33 protein-coding genes are annotated in these 19,246 nt (G+C 39.2%); all 33 read right to left on the bottom strand.

The window, feature by feature from the left end; all coding sequences use genetic code 11:
• Positions 1-97: 97 nt before the first annotated feature.
• On the bottom strand, positions 98-1,138 hold the full coding sequence (gene fni / locus CZ490_RS18435; RefSeq protein ID WP_077620246.1) for a type 2 isopentenyl-diphosphate Delta-isomerase: 1,041 nt from the start codon (positions 1,136-1,138) through the stop codon (positions 98-100).
• A gap of 71 nt (positions 1,139-1,209) precedes the next feature.
• Positions 1,210-2,022, bottom strand: a complete 813-nt coding sequence (locus CZ490_RS18430) for a squalene/phytoene synthase family protein (protein ID WP_077620245.1) — start codon at positions 2,020-2,022, stop codon at positions 1,210-1,212.
• 392 nt (positions 2,023-2,414) lie between these two features.
• The gene (gene rpsI / locus CZ490_RS18425; RefSeq protein WP_077620244.1) at positions 2,415-2,807 is read right to left on the bottom strand and encodes a 30S ribosomal protein S9; all 393 of its coding nucleotides are present in this window, start codon (positions 2,805-2,807) and stop codon (positions 2,415-2,417) included.
• Positions 2,808-2,827: 20 nt separating this feature from the next.
• The gene (gene rplM / locus CZ490_RS18420) at positions 2,828-3,265 is read right to left on the bottom strand and encodes a 50S ribosomal protein L13 (RefSeq protein ID WP_077620243.1); all 438 of its coding nucleotides are present in this window, start codon (positions 3,263-3,265) and stop codon (positions 2,828-2,830) included.
• A gap of 173 nt (positions 3,266-3,438) precedes the next feature.
• Positions 3,439-4,188 carry a tRNA pseudouridine(38-40) synthase TruA gene (gene truA / locus CZ490_RS18415; protein WP_077620242.1) on the bottom strand — a complete coding sequence of 250 codons (750 nt, stop codon included), beginning with the start codon at positions 4,186-4,188 and terminating at the stop codon, positions 3,439-3,441.
• Between the two features lie 11 nt (positions 4,189-4,199).
• Positions 4,200-4,991: an energy-coupling factor transporter transmembrane component T family protein gene (locus tag CZ490_RS18410; RefSeq protein WP_077620241.1), complete on the bottom strand. Its 792-nt coding sequence runs from the start codon at positions 4,989-4,991 to the stop codon at positions 4,200-4,202.
• On the bottom strand, positions 4,988-5,863 hold the full coding sequence (locus CZ490_RS18405; protein ID WP_077620240.1) for an energy-coupling factor ABC transporter ATP-binding protein: 876 nt from the start codon (positions 5,861-5,863) through the stop codon (positions 4,988-4,990). The genes CZ490_RS18410 and CZ490_RS18405 overlap by 4 nt, the downstream gene beginning before the upstream one ends.
• On the bottom strand, positions 5,839-6,678 hold the full coding sequence (locus tag CZ490_RS18400) for an energy-coupling factor ABC transporter ATP-binding protein (protein ID WP_077620239.1): 840 nt from the start codon (positions 6,676-6,678) through the stop codon (positions 5,839-5,841). Before CZ490_RS18400 ends, CZ490_RS18405 begins: the two co-directional genes overlap by 25 nt.
• A 408-nt stretch (positions 6,679-7,086) precedes the next feature.
• Positions 7,087-7,449 carry a 50S ribosomal protein L17 gene (rplQ, locus tag CZ490_RS18395; RefSeq protein ID WP_077620238.1) on the bottom strand — a complete coding sequence of 121 codons (363 nt, stop codon included), beginning with the start codon at positions 7,447-7,449 and terminating at the stop codon, positions 7,087-7,089.
• Between the two features lie 122 nt (positions 7,450-7,571).
• Positions 7,572-8,516, bottom strand: a complete 945-nt coding sequence (locus CZ490_RS18390; RefSeq protein WP_077620237.1) for a DNA-directed RNA polymerase subunit alpha — start codon at positions 8,514-8,516, stop codon at positions 7,572-7,574.
• A gap of 313 nt (positions 8,517-8,829) precedes the next feature.
• The gene (gene rpsK / locus CZ490_RS18385; protein ID WP_077620236.1) at positions 8,830-9,219 is read right to left on the bottom strand and encodes a 30S ribosomal protein S11; all 390 of its coding nucleotides are present in this window, start codon (positions 9,217-9,219) and stop codon (positions 8,830-8,832) included.
• 19 nt (positions 9,220-9,238) lie between these two features.
• On the bottom strand, positions 9,239-9,604 hold the full coding sequence (rpsM, locus tag CZ490_RS18380; RefSeq protein ID WP_077620235.1) for a 30S ribosomal protein S13: 366 nt from the start codon (positions 9,602-9,604) through the stop codon (positions 9,239-9,241).
• A gap of 23 nt (positions 9,605-9,627) precedes the next feature.
• The gene (gene rpmJ / locus CZ490_RS18375; RefSeq protein ID WP_003156543.1) at positions 9,628-9,741 is read right to left on the bottom strand and encodes a 50S ribosomal protein L36; all 114 of its coding nucleotides are present in this window, start codon (positions 9,739-9,741) and stop codon (positions 9,628-9,630) included.
• Between the two features lie 32 nt (positions 9,742-9,773).
• Positions 9,774-9,992 carry a translation initiation factor IF-1 gene (infA, locus tag CZ490_RS18370; protein WP_010285101.1) on the bottom strand — a complete coding sequence of 73 codons (219 nt, stop codon included), beginning with the start codon at positions 9,990-9,992 and terminating at the stop codon, positions 9,774-9,776.
• 171 nt (positions 9,993-10,163) lie between these two features.
• Positions 10,164-10,910 carry a type I methionyl aminopeptidase gene (gene map / locus CZ490_RS18365; RefSeq protein WP_077620234.1) on the bottom strand — a complete coding sequence of 249 codons (747 nt, stop codon included), beginning with the start codon at positions 10,908-10,910 and terminating at the stop codon, positions 10,164-10,166.
• The gene (locus CZ490_RS18360) at positions 10,911-11,561 is read right to left on the bottom strand and encodes an adenylate kinase (protein ID WP_077620233.1); all 651 of its coding nucleotides are present in this window, start codon (positions 11,559-11,561) and stop codon (positions 10,911-10,913) included.
• A gap of 58 nt (positions 11,562-11,619) precedes the next feature.
• The gene (gene secY, locus CZ490_RS18355; RefSeq protein WP_077620232.1) at positions 11,620-12,912 is read right to left on the bottom strand and encodes a preprotein translocase subunit SecY; all 1,293 of its coding nucleotides are present in this window, start codon (positions 12,910-12,912) and stop codon (positions 11,620-11,622) included.
• Complete coding sequence (rplO, locus tag CZ490_RS18350) at positions 12,912-13,352, bottom strand: 50S ribosomal protein L15 (protein WP_077620231.1); 441 nt, start codon at positions 13,350-13,352, stop codon at positions 12,912-12,914. Before rplO ends, secY begins: the two co-directional genes overlap by 1 nt.
• A 33-nt stretch (positions 13,353-13,385) precedes the next feature.
• Positions 13,386-13,568 (bottom strand): 50S ribosomal protein L30, encoded by a 183-nt coding sequence (gene rpmD, locus CZ490_RS18345; RefSeq protein ID WP_077620230.1) that lies wholly within the window; start codon positions 13,566-13,568, stop codon positions 13,386-13,388.
• A 13-nt stretch (positions 13,569-13,581) separates the two neighbouring features.
• Entirely contained in the window at positions 13,582-14,082 is a 501-nt protein-coding gene (gene rpsE, locus CZ490_RS18340) for a 30S ribosomal protein S5 (RefSeq protein ID WP_077620229.1), read from the bottom strand.
• Between the two features lie 22 nt (positions 14,083-14,104).
• The gene (rplR, locus tag CZ490_RS18335) at positions 14,105-14,467 is read right to left on the bottom strand and encodes a 50S ribosomal protein L18 (RefSeq protein WP_077620228.1); all 363 of its coding nucleotides are present in this window, start codon (positions 14,465-14,467) and stop codon (positions 14,105-14,107) included.
• A gap of 32 nt (positions 14,468-14,499) precedes the next feature.
• On the bottom strand, positions 14,500-15,036 hold the full coding sequence (gene rplF, locus CZ490_RS18330) for a 50S ribosomal protein L6 (RefSeq protein ID WP_077620227.1): 537 nt from the start codon (positions 15,034-15,036) through the stop codon (positions 14,500-14,502).
• A 28-nt stretch (positions 15,037-15,064) separates the two neighbouring features.
• The gene (gene rpsH / locus CZ490_RS18325) at positions 15,065-15,463 is read right to left on the bottom strand and encodes a 30S ribosomal protein S8 (RefSeq protein ID WP_077620226.1); all 399 of its coding nucleotides are present in this window, start codon (positions 15,461-15,463) and stop codon (positions 15,065-15,067) included.
• Positions 15,464-15,493: 30 nt separating this feature from the next.
• On the bottom strand, positions 15,494-15,679 hold the full coding sequence (gene rpsN / locus CZ490_RS18320; protein ID WP_010285078.1) for a 30S ribosomal protein S14: 186 nt from the start codon (positions 15,677-15,679) through the stop codon (positions 15,494-15,496).
• 13 nt (positions 15,680-15,692) lie between these two features.
• Positions 15,693-16,232 (bottom strand): 50S ribosomal protein L5, encoded by a 540-nt coding sequence (rplE, locus tag CZ490_RS18315; RefSeq protein ID WP_077620225.1) that lies wholly within the window; start codon positions 16,230-16,232, stop codon positions 15,693-15,695.
• 24 nt (positions 16,233-16,256) lie between these two features.
• Positions 16,257-16,568 (bottom strand): 50S ribosomal protein L24, encoded by a 312-nt coding sequence (gene rplX / locus CZ490_RS18310; protein WP_077620224.1) that lies wholly within the window; start codon positions 16,566-16,568, stop codon positions 16,257-16,259.
• Between the two features lie 36 nt (positions 16,569-16,604).
• Entirely contained in the window at positions 16,605-16,973 is a 369-nt protein-coding gene (rplN, locus tag CZ490_RS18305; protein ID WP_077620223.1) for a 50S ribosomal protein L14, read from the bottom strand.
• 47 nt (positions 16,974-17,020) lie between these two features.
• Complete coding sequence (gene rpsQ, locus CZ490_RS18300; protein ID WP_077620222.1) at positions 17,021-17,284, bottom strand: 30S ribosomal protein S17; 264 nt, start codon at positions 17,282-17,284, stop codon at positions 17,021-17,023.
• A gap of 28 nt (positions 17,285-17,312) precedes the next feature.
• Complete coding sequence (gene rpmC, locus CZ490_RS18295) at positions 17,313-17,510, bottom strand: 50S ribosomal protein L29 (RefSeq protein WP_010285065.1); 198 nt, start codon at positions 17,508-17,510, stop codon at positions 17,313-17,315.
• Positions 17,500-17,934, bottom strand: a complete 435-nt coding sequence (gene rplP / locus CZ490_RS18290; protein ID WP_077620221.1) for a 50S ribosomal protein L16 — start codon at positions 17,932-17,934, stop codon at positions 17,500-17,502. The genes rpmC and rplP overlap by 11 nt, the downstream gene beginning before the upstream one ends.
• 1 nt (position 17,935) lies before the next feature.
• Complete coding sequence (gene rpsC / locus CZ490_RS18285; protein WP_077620220.1) at positions 17,936-18,592, bottom strand: 30S ribosomal protein S3; 657 nt, start codon at positions 18,590-18,592, stop codon at positions 17,936-17,938.
• A 3-nt stretch (positions 18,593-18,595) separates the two neighbouring features.
• A complete protein-coding gene (rplV, locus tag CZ490_RS18280; protein WP_010285059.1) occupies positions 18,596-18,937 on the bottom strand; it encodes a 50S ribosomal protein L22 in 342 nt (113 codons plus the stop codon).
• Positions 18,938-18,954: 17 nt separating this feature from the next.
• The gene (gene rpsS, locus CZ490_RS18275) at positions 18,955-19,233 is read right to left on the bottom strand and encodes a 30S ribosomal protein S19 (RefSeq protein ID WP_077620219.1); all 279 of its coding nucleotides are present in this window, start codon (positions 19,231-19,233) and stop codon (positions 18,955-18,957) included.
• Between the last annotated feature and the right edge of the window lie 13 nt (positions 19,234-19,246).

Genomic DNA, 19,246 nt, shown 5'->3' with positions numbered 1-19,246 from the left:
ACTAGGATGCGCAAGCGCAAAAAAGACTCTTAACCAATGGTTAGAGCCTTCGAGTAATATTACATGTTTAATAACAAAAAGAGTGTTTTAATAGTGGTTACGTAATTTTGCCACGTTCTTTTAGACGTGGGTTACCCTTCAACGTATCTAAGGCTAGGGCACCCACTCCAAACATGGCCATACGAAGTTCCATCTCGCGGATTTTCATAATTTTAATGACATCGTCTGCACTCTGGGTCGCTTCTTTTAGAATCGAGCGACCGAATCCTACCAAATCAGCACCTAATGCAATGGATTTTGCAGCATCTATACCTGTCTGCATTCCCCCGCTAGCAATAAGCGGAATAACACCACTCTCACTTCGAACTAGCTTAATCGATTCTACTGTCGGGATTCCCCATCCACTAAATGCTTCAGCTGCCGCTCGGCGGATTGGATCTTCCGAGCGGAATTTCTCCACTTGGCTCCAAGAAGTACCCCCTGCACCAGCAACGTCAATAAACGAAATTCCAACATCTATTAACTTTCTTGCTGTTTGTCCGTCTATTCCCCAACCGACTTCCTTAACTCCAACGGGAACCTCCAACATCGTGCACAATTGTTCGATTTTCTTTATTAGCCCTTTAAAATTCGTATCCCCATTATCCTGAATAACTTCCTGAATGCTATTCAAATGTAGAACAAGCATATCTGCCTCAGTTAATTCAATGATCTTTCTACACTCTTCTAACCCAAATCCATAATTAAACTGAACAGCACCAAGATTTGCAATGATTGGGATACTCGGAGCATATTTCCTCATTAAAAAAGACGAGGAATGTCCGTCGATGTCTAGAAGCGCTCGAGTGGATCCAAGAGCAAGTGCCCATCCTCTTTCTTGGGCTGCTATTGCTAAGTTCCGGTTAATCGTCTCAGCCAAGGCTGTCCCACCTGTCATTGAACTAATTAGAAATGGAGTTTTATAAACATAGTCCAAAAACCTGGTTTCAATAGAGATTTCGTTAAAATCTATCTCAGGAAGAGCATTGTGAACGAACACAAGTGACTCCAATCCAGTTGAAATTGAATCCCCTGTAACCTTTTCGTTCAATGAAATTTGAATATGTTGAGATTTTCTTTGTTCAATCGTATTAGTCATCACCAACACCTCCTTATCGCAGACTCAAAATAAGATATAGCTAAGGACAACACTCAATCCAGTATACAAAGTTAATTGGTTTGGACTTCCTCCACCGTTTGTTCTACTTCTGCACGAGATATTTTTTCTCGCCCTTCTTTCAATGCATGTAACGTTTTTTGCGCAAGTGCAAGAGGTAAACGACAAAATAAGATGATGCTTTTCTTACGTAGAGATTTCATATACTCATCTGCTTTCGCTAGATTTTCCTCCGCGTAGACAAATAAATCCTCACGTTTCCAGCCATCAGGTACAAAGCTTACACCACGTTCATCCAAATCTTCCTTCTGGTTGCGTAAAATATTTACAGCCTGAAGCCCACGCCCATAACCAATTGCAAGTTCACGGTCTGTTTTTTCTTCACCATAGTGCGACCATAGTTCTGAGAGCATTACACCAACAAGGCCTGCTACGTAATATGTATACTCGTCCAAATCTTCACGAGTACGAATATTCCAATTCGCTTTTGACCATTTTGCCATACCATATGCCATCTCATGCGCAGCATTCCTTAGGATTGGTAAAACTGCATCAGGACAAGCAAGTAACCATTCTTCAAGACGAAGTGATACCTCAGGTAGATAGTCTTTAACTGGCTCTACTATTTGTAAATATTCTTCATTATTAAAGGGTTTTTTAAATAGGTCACTAACCTGCATTAAAATTGTGTATTTTACTTCATTGTCTACTTCTTCATGATCTTCAATTTCATCGATTGCGCGAAAAACTAGGTAAGCAGATGCAACCGAGTACTTTAGCTCTTTTTGCAGAAAAGTAATCGGGATATAGAAAGTACGACTTGTCTCCTTTAACATACGCATTGCATCTTTAGGAAACCCACTCATAAAACTTTGCCTCCTTATAAACGAGTTCTATACTCCATATCGTAACTCAACAGGACATGTCGAAACAAATAATATGCGAGTACAACATACACAGATCGTCTATCCATTCGTCATATATGAAAAGCACTCTACATAGTTTGCTGATAATCGTTATTATATAATTTTCCCCTTACTTTTCAGTATACATTACAATAACTTCAATAAGTGAGTGAAAGAACTTCCAAGTGTGAGCATTTGTTTTTATCAATGACAGTAACGCAACTGCTTAAATAAAATTATTAATAAGCGAACAAATCAAACTATTATCTCGCACAATAAATAGCTATACGTCGTTTTGGCTATAAAAAAGACCCCCAACCAAATTGGTTGAGAGCCTTGAAACGATAATATAATTAACGTTTTGAGAATTGTGGTGCACGACGAGCACCTTTAAGACCGTATTTCTTACGCTCTTTCATACGTGGGTCACGAGTTAGTAGACCAGCTGCTTTTAAAGTTGGACGGAACTCAGGATCAGCTTGTAGTAACGCACGAGCGATACCGTGGCGAATTGCGCCAGCTTGACCAGTGTAACCACCGCCATTAACATTTACAAGAACGTCATAACGTCCTACAGTTTCAGTAGCAACTAAAGGTTGTTTTACAACTTCTCTTAAAGCTTCAAATGGAATATACTCTGCAACGTCACGGCCGTTAACAACAATGCGTCCGTCGCCAGGAACTAAACGTACACGTGCAACAGAGCTTTTACGACGACCAGTGCCATAATATTGTACTTGTGCCAAATTAATACCCTCCTTAATAATTAACCGCGAAGTTCGTAAACTTCAGGTTGTTGAGCTTGATGTGGATGTTCGCTTCCAGCATAAACGTGCAATTTTTTAAACATTTGACGACCAAGTGAACCCTTTGGAAGCATACCTTTGATTGCAAGTTCAAGCATTTTTGTTGGATAGTTTGTACGCATTTCTAATGCAGTTCTTGATTTAAGACCGCCAGGGAATTGGCTGTGACGGTAGTAAATTTTATCGTTTAATTTGTTACCAGTTAATTCAATCTTTTCAGCATTGATAATGATTACATTATCACCAGTGTCAACATGTGGTGTAAAAGTTGGTTTGTGTTTTCCACGAAGTAATGTAGCAACCTCAGTTGATAGACGACCTAAAGTTTTACCTTCAGCATCTACAACATACCATTTGCGCTCTATATTATTAGCATTAGCCATAAATGTTGTACGCATGAGTTTCCCTCCTAAATTCTTACAGTTCATATTTTATTCAATCACGATTAAAGTTCCGGGGCTTTAACGTGGGATTTAAAATATCATACCTAAAATATAATATATCTTTCAGGGTACAATGTCAAGAAAATGTTACACCAGGATTAGTTGTTATAACGTTTTTTTTGTACTAATTACTTCCAATCCTCATAAAAGACCTGCCACAAGTATAAACCGTGACCCGGAGCCGTCTTTCCTGCTAAGGAACGATCCTTTCCAGCTATAATTGTACCCATCTTTTCTAATGCAATTTGGCCACTTCCAACCTCCAAAAGTGTACCTACAAGAATTCTTACCATATTATACAAAAAACCATTCCCAATAAACGAAAATAAGAGTTCATCATTTTGTTTTTCTATATTAATCTGGTAGATTGTACGAACCTTGTCCTGCACCTCTGTCTTTGAAGCACAAAAACTCGTAAAATCATGGGTGCCTATCAGTCGTAAGGCTGCCTCTTTCATAGCTGATAGATCTAATGGATATGGATAATGATACATATAATGGCGTTTAAAAACACATAGATCTTTACTAAGTAATAACCTGTAGCGATATTCCTTCGCCTTTACATCAAAACGCGCATGAAATTGTGGATCAGCCTTCTCAATTGATTGTATTCGAATATCCTGAGGAAGCATTGAATTTAATGCACGCTTCCACCCCTCAATCGGAATGGTTAAATCAGAATCGAAATGAATAACCTGTCCAAATGCATGAACATTAGCATCTGTACGCCCCGAACCGACGACTTTTACAGTATAGCCTTTATGCATTCCTTGCAAGACACGTTCAATCTCTGATTGGACTGTTCGTTTATTTGGTTGTACCTGATACCCTGAAAACTGGGTACCATCATACGAGATGATGCATTTGTAACGACTCATTTTTTCCCTCATTATCCACGTAATATAAATAGTATAACTGCTGTAACACAAAGTGCTATAAGCATAAGTGTATCTAGGCCTCGCCACTGTAATTGACGAAGTTTAGTGCGTCCTTCCCCACCACGGTAACCTCTTGCTTCCATTGCAATTGCAAGTTCCTCCGCTCGTTTAAACGAACTGATAAACAGAGGAATTAATAAAGGAACAACAGCCTTCATTCGATCCTTTATCGGTCCACTCGTGAATTCAACACCTCTCGCTGCCTGAGCCTTCATGATTTTTTCCGTTTCTTGCATAAGAGTTGGAATAAAGCGAAGTGAAATCGACATCATAAGTGCAAGCTCGTGCGTTGGTAAACCGATTTTCTTAAATGGAGCTAACAGGCTCTCCATACCATCCGTAATTTCAATTGGAGTACTTGTTAATGTTAATATTGTCGTCATAATTATTAAAAATAATAGCCTTAATGCAATAAAAATCCCTTGTGTCACGCCGCCTTCATAAATCTGAAGCCATCCCCAATCTACAAGCAGGTTCCCTTCCTTTGTTAAAAAGATATGAAGAACAAAGGTAAAGAGAATAACCCATAAAATTGGTTTTAATCCAGATAGGATGTAACGTATTGGAACCCTCGTTAGTAACATAATTGATAATGTGTATAAACCTAATAAGGCATAGGTGAGAACTGAGTTTGCAATAAAAACAATAAACACATAAAAGAATATTAACAGAAGTTTTGCCCTTGGATCCATTTGGTGAATAAGGGAATTACCTGGTATATATCGTCCTATTATAATGTTCATTTTTTGCCCCCCTCACCTTTAAGGGCTTCTCCTACGTAGCGTACAATTTCATCTACTGATAAACTTGCCGCAACTGGAATATCAATACCTAATCTCTTTTCTAGCATCCCTTTCAATCTAACAGCCTCAGGTACATCTAAACCTAACCCAAGGACCTGCTCGGGATTGGCGAAAATCTCATCAGGTCTTCCTTTATACTTTATCGTACCCTTTTCCATAACAAGTATCTGGTCTGCATATCGTGAAGCGTCCTCCATACTATGTGTTACGAGGATTGTTGTAAGACCACGTTCTTTATGAAGATTATAGAACATCTCCATAATTTCAAATCGGCCTCTCGGATCTAATCCTGCTGTAGGCTCGTCCAAAACCAAAACTTCAGGATTCATCGCTAGGATTCCCGCAATCGCAACACGGCGCATTTGACCACCACTTAGATCAAATGGTGATTTAGACAAAAATTCTTCAGATAAGCCTACCATTTGAATCACCTGTTTTGCTCTTACTTTTGCTTCTTCTAACGGGACTCCAAAGTTTAAAGGTCCAAAACAAATATCCTTCTCGACTGTTTCTTCAAACAATTGATGCTCTGGAAACTGAAACACAACTCCAACATTCTTTCGAAGTGGTTTTAGGTTCTTTTCCTTCTGCTTAGCATTTATAGTACGTTCACCAATTGTAATTGAACCAGAAGTAGGTTGCAAAAGTCCATTTAAATGCTGTAGGATTGTCGACTTCCCTGAACCTGTATGCCCAATGATTGCAACATAAGATCCAGATGTAATCTCAGCATTCACATCATACAAAGCAAGTCTCTCAAACGGTGAACGAATCTGATAGCGATGTTCTAGTTTCTCGATTGTAATGTCCATAGCTCATCCACCAAACCTTCTTCTGTTATATGATTCTTTGAAAGTGGAACTCCAATTGCACGTAGTTTTTTAGAAACCTTTACAGAAAAGGGTAAGTCCAAACCGATTTCGACTAGTTTATCACCCAAGGCAAAAATATCCTCTGGCTTACCTTCAGCGAATAATTGTCCCTGATTCATCACAATAATCCGATCGGCTCGAGCGGCCTCTTCTAGATCATGAGTAATGGACATAACCGTAATAAGGCTCTCATTTTTAATTTCTCGTATTGTTTCTATAACCTCAGTCCTGCCAAGTGGATCTAACATAGAGGTAGCTTCATCAAGAATAATTAAATCGGGTTGCACAGCAAGAACCCCCGCAATCGCTACCCTTTGTTTTTGCCCACCAGATAGTTGATGTGGTTCATGTTCAAGAAAATCATTCATATTAACTAAGTCAATGACTCTTTCAATTCGTGCAGCCATTGTATCTCTTGGTATTCCGTTATTCTCCATACCAAAGGCAATATCATCTTTTACAGTCGTCCCAACGAATTGATTATCAGGATTTTGGAATACCATACCGATTTTTCTCCGAATATCCCAAATCGTATCTTCACTTAGTTTTATACCATCAATTGTTACTGTCCCAGTATGAGGCAATAACAAACCATTAAGAATACGAGCAAGTGTTGATTTACCAGAACCGTTGTGACCTACAATTGCAAGCCACTCCCCTTTTTGAACGGAGAATGATAGATCTTCCAATGCAGATTTCGTATTTTCAGGGTATCTATAGCTGATTTGATCAACAACTAAAAGGTTTTCGCTCATACTCATCCCCCTTTTTGTACCTACTAAATTATTTCCGTAGAAATAAAACTATATCTAATCTCTTCTTACTACCTTCAAACTATTCGATTCTTCCTCAACTGTCAAGGGAGTAAGAGCGCGCTATTCCGCTATTATTGGAGAAGTTTTGTACATCGTGTGTAATCATTGAGGAGTGTAGGATAATTATTTTTAGATAATTCTATCTTTTTGGAAAAATAATTAATTTAAAATAAAAAGGGCTTAGACCAGTTTTAAAAACTGTCCCGCCCTTAAAATAAAAGAATAAAAATCAAATGCGCCTTGGCGTATTTGTGCCCAGATTTTTTCGAGCTCGCTCGAAAAGTTTCATTGTAAAATCTGTCGCATCCGCCGGAGGCTATAAATTTATTCAGCTGAGGCTGAATAAATTTATACTAATTCAATGATAACCATTGGTGCACCGTCACCACGACGAGGTCCAATTTTCATGATACGAGTGTATCCACCTTGGCGCTCTTCATAGCGAGTTGCGATGTCACTGAATAATTTTTGAAGCGCATCTTGACCAGTCTCCTCGTTTGCTACTTCATTACGGATGTATGCAGCAGCTAGACGACGAGCATGTAAGTCACCACGCTTACCTAATGTAATCATTTTTTCTACAACTGATTTTAATTCTTTCGCACGAGCCTCAGTTGTTTCGATACGCTCGTTGATAATTAAATCAGTAGTAAGGTCACGTAATAACGCCTTACGTTGCGCGCTTGTACGTCCTAATTTTTGGTATGACATGAGGTATTCCCTCCTTTGTTGAATTATTATGAAAGACAAAGCATTAGATAACTAGGCTCTTGTAACAAGTATGACTTATCGTGTTGTGAAAGATGCCTCTAGTTCGCATAATTCAAATTGAGTCAGTCATCTTTACGTAAGCCTAAACCAAGTTCTTCTAGTTTAGCCTTAACTTCTTCTAAAGATTTACGACCAAGGTTTCGTACCTTCATCATATCTTCTTCAGTTTTATGAGCTAGCTCTTGAACTGTGTTGATTCCAGCTCTCTTTAGACAGTTATATGAACGAACAGAGAGATCCAATTCTTCAATTGTCATCTCGAGGACTTTCTCTTTTTGATCCTCTTCCTTTTCAACCATAATTTCTGCATTTTGAGCTTCATCTGTTAATCCTACGAAAATATTTAAATGTTCGTTAAGGATTTTCGCACCTAGTGCAATCGCTTCTTTCGGACCAGTACTGCCGTCTGTCCATACATCAAAAGTCAGTTTGTCAAAGTTCGCGACCTGCCCGACACGCGTATTTTCAACTTGGTAGTTAACACGCGCAACAGGAGTGTAGATAGAGTCAATCGGAATAACACCGATTGGTCGATCATCACGCTTGTTTGCATCAGCTGGAGTATATCCTCGTCCGCGCTTTGCTGTTAATCTCACACGAAAATGTGCGTCCTTAGCAAGAGTTGCAATGTGTAGATCTGGATTAAGGATTTCAACATCACTATCATGAGTGATATCAGAAGCCTTCACCGGTCCTTCACCTTGAACATCAATCTCAAGTGTCTTCTCTTCATCAGAGTAGATTTTAAGAGCTAGTTTCTTCACATTTAAGATAATAGATGTTACATCTTCGACGACGCCTTCGATTGTTGAGAACTCATGCAGTACCCCATCTATTTGGATAGACGTTACAGCGGCACCAGGGAGAGAAGATAATAGGATACGACGTAAGGAGTTACCCAAAGTAGTTCCATATCCACGCTCAAGTGGCTCGACGACGAATTTACCGTATTTGGTATCTTCGCTGATTTCAACCGTTTCGATTTTTGGTTTTTCAATTTCGATCATTTATAAACCCTCCTTCAAAACGTCGAAACCTCGGCTAGACCATGATCAGGTACGTCTAACCGAAATTCCCAAAAGTTAAGTTCCCTATCTGTGCACAACAACTCGATTATTCTGTAATGAACTTATAAAGAAAACATGACGATTCGCAAGCAATTCTCGCTCACGCCTTTGTTACACTTATAAGATAAGAAAGCATTGAAACTTTCTTACATAAGTAAAAAAGTTTAACAAAACCCATTAATCCATTATAGCCATGGATAAAATATTCTATACAGAAAAAATTCAAATACGTTCTATTAATTTTGTACGTATGTTACACACGACGACGTTTTGGTGGGCGGCATCCGTTATGTGGTACTGGAGTAACATCTTTAATAGCTGTAACTTCTAGACCAGCAGCCTGAAGAGCACGGATTGCAGCTTCACGTCCTGCACCAGGGCCTTTTACAGTTACTTCAAGAGTTCTCATACCATGTTCCATTGAAGCTTTAGCAGCTGTTTCAGCAGCCATTTGAGCAGCGAATGGAGTAGATTTACGTGATCCTCTGAAACCAAGTGCACCAGCACTTGACCAAGAAATTGCATTTCCGTGTGAATCTGTAATTGTTACAATCGTATTATTGAATGTTGAACGGATGTGAGCCACACCAGTTTCAATATTCTTTTTTACACGACGTTTACGAGTATTCGTTTTACGTGCCATTTATTCTTTACCTCCCTTACTATTTCTTCTTGTTAGCTACAGTACGACGAGGTCCTTTACGTGTACGAGCATTGTTTTTAGTATTTTGACCTCTTACAGGTAATCCACGACGATGACGTAGACCGCGGTAAGAACCGATTTCGATTAGACGTTTAATGTTAAGAGAAACTTCACGACGAAGGTCACCTTCAACTTTATAACGGTCAATAATATCACGGATTTTGTTTAACTCTTCTTCTGTAAGATCACGAACACGTGTATCTTCAGAAACACCAGCTTCTGCTAGGATTTTTTGTGCAGTTGGACGTCCGATTCCAAAAATATATGTTAAAGATATAACTACACGTTTTTCACGTGGAATATCTACACCAGCAATACGTGCCATTTAGACGTACACCTCCTTATTTATTAGCCTTGTTTTTGTTTATGTTTTGGGTTTTCACAAATTACCATTACTTTACCTTTTCTACGAATAACTTTACACTTTTCGCAGATAGGTTTAACTGATGGTCTCACTTTCATTTTTCAAACCTCCTTGATAGTACGGAGCGCATTTATTTAAAACGGTACGTAATCCTACCGCGAGTCAAGTCATAAGGCGATAATTCAACCGTAACTTTGTCTCCAGGTAAAATACGAATAAAGTGCATGCGAATTTTACCAGAAACATGGGCCAAAACAGTATGACCATTCTCTAATTCAACTTTAAACATTGCATTAGGTAATGTTTCAGCAACAGTACCTTCAACTTCAATTACATCGTCTTTCGCCATTTGGAATGTTCTCCCTTCTTCAAATCAGTAACTTGCTCATTGACAAACTTCGATACACACAAATAACCTCTACGTTTGCCATCGACCAGTTTCTTTAATACTGCTCTGAACTTCCGGAGATACGTAATCAAAAATTAGATGAATGTTATTCTAATGAATAGGGTTTGTGCCTTACAATTTTGTTAAGATCTCATACCCTGTTTCTGTAATAGCAATCGTATGTTCAAAATGCGCACACGTTTTGCCATCGACTGTTACAACAGTCCAGTTATCTGCTAACGTCTTCACGTATCGACTACCTGCATTTACCATCGGTTCAACGGCAAGTACCATTCCTGGTTTTAAACGAGGTCCCTTATTAGGCGGACCATAATGTGGAATTTGTGGATCCTCATGTAACTCTTTGCCAACACCGTGACCAACATATTCTCGAACAATCGAAAAATTATTGGATTCGACATAAACTTGAATTGCATGAGATATATTAGAAAGACGCTCACCAGGTTTTGCCTCTTCTAACCCTCTAAAAAGAGATTCTTCTGTTACTTTAAGAAGATCTTGATTTTGCGATGATATCGTTCCTACTGGATAAGTCCAAGCAGAGTCACCATGATAACCTTCATACTGCGCACCAATATCGATACTAATAATATCTCCATCTTGTAGTACACGTTCACCAGGAATACCATGTACGAGCTCTTCATTAACAGAAGTACAGATGCTACCGCGAAACCCATTATAACCTTTAAAAGAAGGAATTGCATCATATCCACGAATTATCTTTTCAGCAATTGTATCCAGTTCTTTCGTTGAAATCCCTGGAGTAATATATTTTTGCAATTCTTGGTGTGTTAATGCAACGATCTTGCCAGCCTCGCGCATGATTTCAATCTCTCTTGGCGACTTGCAAATAATCATTTACTTTAATCCCCCAAGGAGCTCCTCTACATCACCAAAAACTTTGTTTATTTCTTGTTGTCCATCGATATTGCGAAGATATCCCTTTTCTTGATAAAAGTCAAGAAGTGGTTTAGATTGTTCGATATTTACTTGTAGACGCGTTCCGACAGTCTCCGCATTGTCATCAGCACGTTGATATAGTTCTCCACCGCACTTGTCGCACGTTCCCTCCTGATTAGGTGGGTTAAATACAAGATGGTAAGTAGAACCACAGTCCTTACATATACGACGACCTGTTAATCTTTCAAGTAAGATTTCAGAATCAACCTCAATGTTGATTACATAGTCGATCTTTTTGTCGAGGTCAGTAAGGATTGCCTCAAGTGCATCTGCTTGTGGAACGGTACGCGGAAAACCATCAAGTAAAAATCCTTGGTGACAATCTTCCTTGCTTAATCGTTCGCGGACAATTCCGATCGTAACTTCATCCGGGACAAGTTCACCTTTATCCATAAAGGATTTCGCTTGAAGCCCCAGTTCTGTTCCATCTTTAATTGCAGCACGGAACATATCTCCTGTAGAGATATGAGGGATATTGTACTTTTCTACAATCTTTTCGGCTTGAGTGCCTTTACCTGCACCCGGTAGCCCCATTAATACTAAGTTCAATTGATTTGCCCCCTCAGCCTCTTAACTAGAGGTACTGGGAAATCGTCTTCCCAGAACCTTATTTAATAAATCCTTTATAATGTCGTTTTACAAGCTGACTTTCGAGCTGCTTCATTGTCTCAAGTGCAACACCGACAACGATTAGCAAACTAGTTCCACCAATTTGTAAGGATTCAGGTAAATTCGCGAAATTTATAAAGAATACAGGAAGAACAGAAATCACTGCTAAGAAAATAGAACCAACAAAAGTTAAACGATACAGAATCTTTGTTACATATTCTTGCGTATTTCTTCCTGGACGAATCCCTGGAATGTAGCCGCCTTGCTTCTTCAAATTATCCGCCATTTGTTCAGGATTAACTTGAACAAATGTGTAGAAATATGTGAACGCAATAATTAGCGCGATATAAATGATCATCCCAACAGGTCGAGTATAATCAAAGTAGGTTTGAATCCAATCAGTTACTTCATTTGGACCGAAGAACGATGCAATCGTTGGTGGTGTGATAATGAAGGAAACTGCAAAGATTACTGGGATAACACCCGCAGCATTTACTTTTAAAGGTAGATGTGTGGATTGTCCCCCAACCGGGCTATTAGCAGCTGATCGCTTTGCATATTGAATTGGAATTTTACGTAACGCTTGTTGTACAAATATTACACCTACGACAACAGCTACAATAGCAATTAGTAGTAGAACAGCCGTAACGATACTTAAGAACAATTGATCTCCAGCATCTTCAAACTGTTGTATATAATATTGATTTATAGCTGTAGGAATCGCAGCAACAATACCAGCAAAGATGATAATTGAAATTCCATTTCCTACACCTTTTGCTGTTATTTGTTCACCCAACCACATTAAAAATGCAGTTCCTGCGGTTAATACAACAGCTATTAAAAGGTAGGTAGGAATGCTAGGATTAACAATTAACATGCCATTTGACATATTGTTAAAGCCGTAAGACATCCCTAATGCCTGGATAAATCCAAGCACTATTGTCCCATAGCGAGTAAATTGAGCTAATTTGCGCCGTCCAACTTCTCCTTGCTTGGACCATTCAGTAAACTTTGGAACAACATCCATTTGCAACAATTGAATGATAATTGATGCTGTAATGTAAGGCATAATTCCCATCGCAAGAATAGAGAAGTTAAACAGTGCTCCACCACCAAATGTATTTAATAGGCCGAACGCTGTATTGCTATCAGTAGCTTTTAAAACGTCAGCATTTACACCTGGTACTGGAATAAAGGTGCCAATTCGAAATACTACTAACATTAGTAAGGTGAATATAATTTTGTTTCTTATATCACCAACGCGCATAAAATTGGAGATTGTCTGAAACATTAAATCACCTCAGTAGTTCCGCCAGCAGCTTCAATCGCTTGTTGAGCAGTAGAGGAGAATTTGTGAGCTCTAACTGTTAGCTTTTTATCAAGTGTACCTTTTCCAAGAACCTTAACTCCAGCATTCAGTTTACTTACAACACCAGTTTCGATTAATAGTTCAGGTGTTACTTCTGTTCCGTCTTCAAAACGATTTAGTGTTTCAAGGTTAACAATTGCAAAGTCTTTGCGATTGATATTTGTAAAACCACGTTTTGGTAGGCGTTGGAATAAAGGTGTTTGACCACCCTCGAATCCAGGGCGTACTCCGCCACCTGAACGCGCTTTTTGACCTTTATGACCTTTACCAGATGTTTTACCATTACCTGAACCTGTTCCACGTCCTACACGGTTACGTGTTTTACGGGATCCTTCAGCCGGTTGTAATTCATGAAGTTTCATTTGGGCACCTCCTTATTTCAGAAAAAAATTCAATTATTGTTCTTTAACCGTAACTAGGTGAGCAACTTTATTAATCATACCGCGAATCGCAGCATTATCATCATGAACAACAGTTTGATGTAATTTTTTCAATCCAAGAGTACGAACAGTTACTTTTTGGTCTTCAGGGCGTCCGATGACACTGCGAGTGAGGGTGATTTCTAATTTCTTTGACATAATATTTTCCCTCCTATCCTAACAGTTCTTCTACTGATTTACCACGTAACTTAGCTACTTCTTCAGCACGCTTTAATTGACTTAATCCTTCTAATGTAGCATGGATCATGTTAATCGGAGTATTTGTTCCTAATGATTTAGAAAGGATATCACCGATACCAGCAAGTTCTAATACCGCACGAACTGGTCCACCAGCAATAACTCCAGTACCTTCAGATGCAGGTTTTAGTAATACTTCTCCTGCTCCAAATTGTCCGATTACTTGGTGAGGAATTGTTGTTCCAACCCTCGGTACAGAAATAAGATTCTTTTTAGCATCTTCAATTGCTTTACGAATTGCATCTGGAACTTCTTGTGCTTTACCAGTTCCGAAACCAACATGACCGTTCTTATCACCAACAACAACTAGTGCTGCAAAGCGGAAACGACGTCCACCTTTTACAACCTTAGCTACACGGTTAACGGTAACTACGCGTTCTTCAAGTTCTAATTTATTTGGATCAATGCGACGCATCTATAATGTCCCTCCTTTTTTATTAAAATTGTAATCCAGCTTCACGTGCAGCTTCTGCTAGTGCCTTAACACGTCCATGGTATAAGTAACCCCCGCGGTCGAAAACAACCTCTTTGATTCCTTTTTCAATACCACGCTTAGCAACTAATTCGCCTACTTTGATTGCAGCATCTACGTTACCAGCACCTTCAACTGAAAGTTCTTTGTCTAATGTAGAAGCACTTGCGATTGTTACTGAATTAACATCGTCAATTAATTGAGCGTAAATGTGCTTGTTTGAACGGAACACATTTAAGCGAGGACGAGTAGCAGTTCCTGAAACACGAGAACGAACACGAGCATGTCTTTTTCTACGAACTGCATTTTTATCCTTTTTCGTAATCATTTACGTCTCTCCTTTCTTTTACCTAAAAAGGCTTACTTCGCAGTTTTACCTTCTTTACGACGAACAAATTCACCTTCGTAGCGAATACCTTTTCCTTTATAAGGCTCAGGCGGACGTACACCACGAATATTAGCAGCTAATGCTCCAACACGCTCTTTATCGATACCTTTAACAATAACTTTAGTGTTAGATGGTACATCGATTTCTACGCCTGTTTCTGGAACGATTTCTACTGGATGAGAATATCCAACGTTTAATACAAGTTTATTACCAGCTTTTTGAGCACGGTATCCGACCCCGATTAACTCTAAGCCTCTTTCGAAACCTTTGGATACACCTTCAACCATGTTGCCTAAAAGGCTACGTGTTGTACCGTGAAGAGCACGGTGTTCTTTATTGTCAGTTGGGCGAGCAACGCTAATTACGTTCTCTTCAACATTGATTTGCATATCAGGATGGAAAGTACGAGTTAACTCGCCTTTTGGTCCTTTTACAGTAACAGTATTACCATTGAAAGATACAGTAACACCAGTTGGGATTTCAATTGGTTTCTTACCAATACGTGACATGTACTACACCTCCATTCTTATCAAGCTATTACCAAACGTAAGCTAATACTTCTCCACCAGCTTGTTTTTGACGAGCTTCTTTATCAGTTAACACACCTTGTGAAGTTGAAACGATCGCGATTCCTAAACCGTTTAACACACGTGGTACTTCGTTAGATTTTGCGTAAACGCGTAAACCTGGCTTACTAATACGTTTTAGACCAGTAATAACACGCTCGTTGTTTGAACCGTATTTTAAGAAGATACGGATGATACCTTGTTTGTCATCTTCAATATATTCAACGTCACGAACGAAACCTTCGCGCTTTAAAATTTCTGCGATTTCCCTCTTAATCTTAGACGCAGGGATTTCAAGTTTCTCATGACGTACCATGTTCGCATTACGGATGCGAGTAAGCATATCTGCAATTGGATCTGTCATCACCATAGTATTTTTACCTCCTTCCCAATTCGGGGTTTACCAACTTGCTTTTTTTACACCAGGAATTTGACCCTTATAAGCTAGTTCACGGAAACAAATACGGCATAATTTAAATTTACGTAATACAGAGTGTGGACGGCCGCAACGTTCGCAACGTGTGTACTCTTGTACTTTAAATTTTTGTGTGCGTTTTTGTTTCGCAATCATTGATTTTTTAGCCACGTTTTCGCCTCCTTTACTTTTGGAACGGCATACCGAATGCTGTTAATAACTCACGAGCTTCTTCGTCAGTATTTGCAGTAGTTACGATAACGATATCCATACCACGAACTTTACTTACTTTATCGTAATCAATTTCAGGGAAAATTAATTGTTCTTTAACACCTAGTGTGTAGTTACCACGGCCATCAAAAGATTTCTTTGATACACCACGGAAGTCACGTACACGTGGTAGTGAGATAGAAACAAGTTTATCCAAGAATTCATACATACGCTCACCGCGTAATGTAACTTTTGCACCGATCGGCATTCCTTCACGAAGACGGAATCCAGCGATAGAGTTCTTAGCTCTTGTTACAACCGGTTTTTGACCACTAAGAGCAGCTAATTCCTCCACTGCGTTATCTAATACTTTAGAGTTTTGAACTGCGTCACCAACACCCATGTTGATAACGATTTTATCTACTTTAGGAACCTGCATAACAGACTTATAGTTAAACTTGCTCATTAGAGCAGGTGTAATTTCTTTTTGGAACTTTTCTTTTAGGCGGCTCATGTAAGTACCTCCTTTCTTTGTTTACTATTTATCTAATAATTCACCAGATTTTTTTGCTACACGTACCTTTTTGCCATCAACGTCTTTGTATCCAACACGTGTTGGTGTACCAGACTTAGGATCTAATGGCATAACATTTGATACATGAATAGGTGCCTCTTGGCTAATAATACCACCTTGTGGATTCGCTTGAGACGGTTTTGAGTGTTTTTTTACAATATTAACGCCTTCTACAAGAACACGGTCTTTCTTAGGGAAGCTTTCTAGGATCACACCTTGTTTACCTTTATCTTTCCCTGAGATAACTTGTACCTTGTCACCCTTTTTTACATGCATCTATTTCGCACCTCCTTAAAGGCCATCGATTTCGAATTATAATACTTCTGGAGCTAATGAAACAATTTTCATAAAGTTACTATCACGTAATTCACGTGCCACAGGACCGAAGATACGAGTTCCACGTGGACTCTTGTCATCACGGATAATAACGCAAGCATTTTCATCAAAGCGGATATAAGTACCATCATTACGACGAACTCCACGCTTAGTACGTACAACAACAGCTCTCACAACGTCACCTTTTTTAACAACGCCACCAGGTGTTGCTTGTTTTACTGTACATACGATAACATCACCAATATTTGCTGTTTTACGACCAGAACCACCTAATACTTTAATAGTTAGTACTTCACGTGCTCCTGAATTGTCAGCAACTTTCAAACGAGTTTCTTGTTGAATCATTCATGAAACCTCCCTTCGGATTATTGATTGATCCGAACAAAATTTAATTAGATAATAACCGCTTTTTCTACTACTTCAACTAGACGGAAGCGTTTTGTAGCAGATAATGGGCGTGTTTCCATAATTTTAACTACGTCGCCAGTTTTAGCAACATTGTTTTCATCATGTGCTTTAAATTTCTTTGAATACTTTACGCGTTTACCGTAAAGAGAATGTTTCTTATAGGTTTCTACAAGAACAGTGACTGTTTTATCCATTTTGTCAGAAACAACACGTCCAGTGTAGACCTTACGTTGATTGCGTTCACTCACTATCGTAGACCTCCTTCCTGGTTATCGATTATTTACGACCGATTTCTCTTTCGCGGACTACTGTTTTCATACGAGCGATTGATTTACGAACTTCACGAATACGAGCAGTATTCTCAAGTTGACCAGTAGCTAATTGAAAGCGAAGGTTAAATAACTCTTCTTTTAATGATTTTACTTTTTGTTCGATTTCGGCAGTGGTAAGGTCACGGATTTCATTAGCTTTCATTTGATTCACCACCAATTTCTTCACGTTTTACGAACTTAGTCTTAACAGGTAACTTATGAGATGCTAGGCGTAGAGCTTCACGAGCGATTTCCTCAGACACACCAGCAATTTCAAACATAACTTTACCAGGTTTTACAACAGCTACCCATCCTTCAGGAGCACCTTTACCGGAACCCATACGTACCTCTAGAGGCTTTGCTGTATATGGCTTAGATGGGAAAATTTTAATCCAAACTTTACCGCCACGTTTCATGTAACGAGTCATAGCAATACGAGCAGACTCGATTTGACGGTTTGTAATCCAAGAAGCTTCTTGAGCTTGTAAACCGTACTCACCGAAGTGTACTTCAGTACCACCTTTTGCTTGACCACGCATTTTTCCACGGTGTTCTCTGCGGTATTTCACACGTTTTGGTAATAACATATTATTTTCCTCCTTCCTCAGTTTTCTTCTTCGTAGGAAGGACTTCTCCACGATAGATCCATACTTTCACGCCGATTTTTCCATAAGTTGTGTCTGCTTCAGCAGTACCGTAATCGATATCCGCACGAAGTGTATGAAGTGGAACTGTTCCTTCACTGTAGTGTTCTGCACGAGCGATATCAGCTCCGCCTAAACGACCAGATGTTTGGGTTTTGATACCTTTTGCACCAGCACGCATAGCACGTTGGATAGCTTGTTTTTGTGCACGACGGAAAGATACACGATTTTCTAATTGACGAGCAATGTTTTCTGCCACCAGTGTAGCATCGATATCTGCTCTTTTAATTTCAAGAATGTTAATGTGTACTCTTTTGCCCGTTAATTGATTTAAAGCTTTACGAAGTGCTTCAACTTCTGTACCACCTTTACCAATTACCATACCTGGCTTAGCAGTATGGACAGTAACGTTAATACGATTAGCCGCACGTTCAATCTCAATTTTAGACACAGAAGCATCACTTAAACGTTTTGTGATATATTCGCGAACTTTAATGTCTTCGTGTAATAAATCTGCATAGTCTTTTCCTGCGTACCATTTTGATTCCCAATCTTTGATAATACCAACACGCAGACCGACTGGATTAACTTTTTGACCCACTACTTATCCCTCCTTCTTTTCTGATACCACGATAGTAATGTGGCTAGTGCGCTTGTTGATTTGGCTTGCACGTCCCATAGCTCTTGGACGGAATCTTTTTAATGTTGGACCTTCGTTTACATATGCTTCAGTAATAACTAGATTATTAGCGTCCATTTCGTAGTTATGCTCTGCATTCGCAATCGCAGAATTTAATACCTTTTCTACAACAGGAGAAGCAGCCTTTGGTGTATGGCGTAGGATTGCGATTGCTTCACCTACTTGCTTGCCTCGAATTAAATCTGCTACTAATCGAACTTTACGAGGAGCAATACGAACTGTTCTCGCAACAGCTTTAGCTTGCATAGATAATCCTCCTCTCATTAACGTCTTGTTTTCTTATCATCACTTGCGTGGCCTTTATAAGTACGAGTTGGTGCGAATTCACCAAGTTTGTGACCTACCATATCTTCAGTAACGTAGACTGGTACATGTTTACGACCATCATATACCGCGATTGTGTGACCGATGAATTGAGGGAAAATCGTAGAACGACGTGACCAAGTTTTAATAACTTGCTTCTTTTCAGTTCCGTTTAGATCTTCAACCTTTTTCATTAAATGGTCATCTACAAAAGGTCCTTTTTTTAAACTGCGTCCCATAAGTGAACCTCCC

Origin of the sequence: Litchfieldia sinesaloumensis (genome assembly GCF_900156865.1) — a bacterium.
GTDB lineage: Bacteria > Bacillota > Bacilli > Bacillales > Bacillaceae_L > Ferdinandcohnia > Ferdinandcohnia sinesaloumensis.
This window is presented reverse-complemented; position numbering and strand designations above follow the sequence as displayed.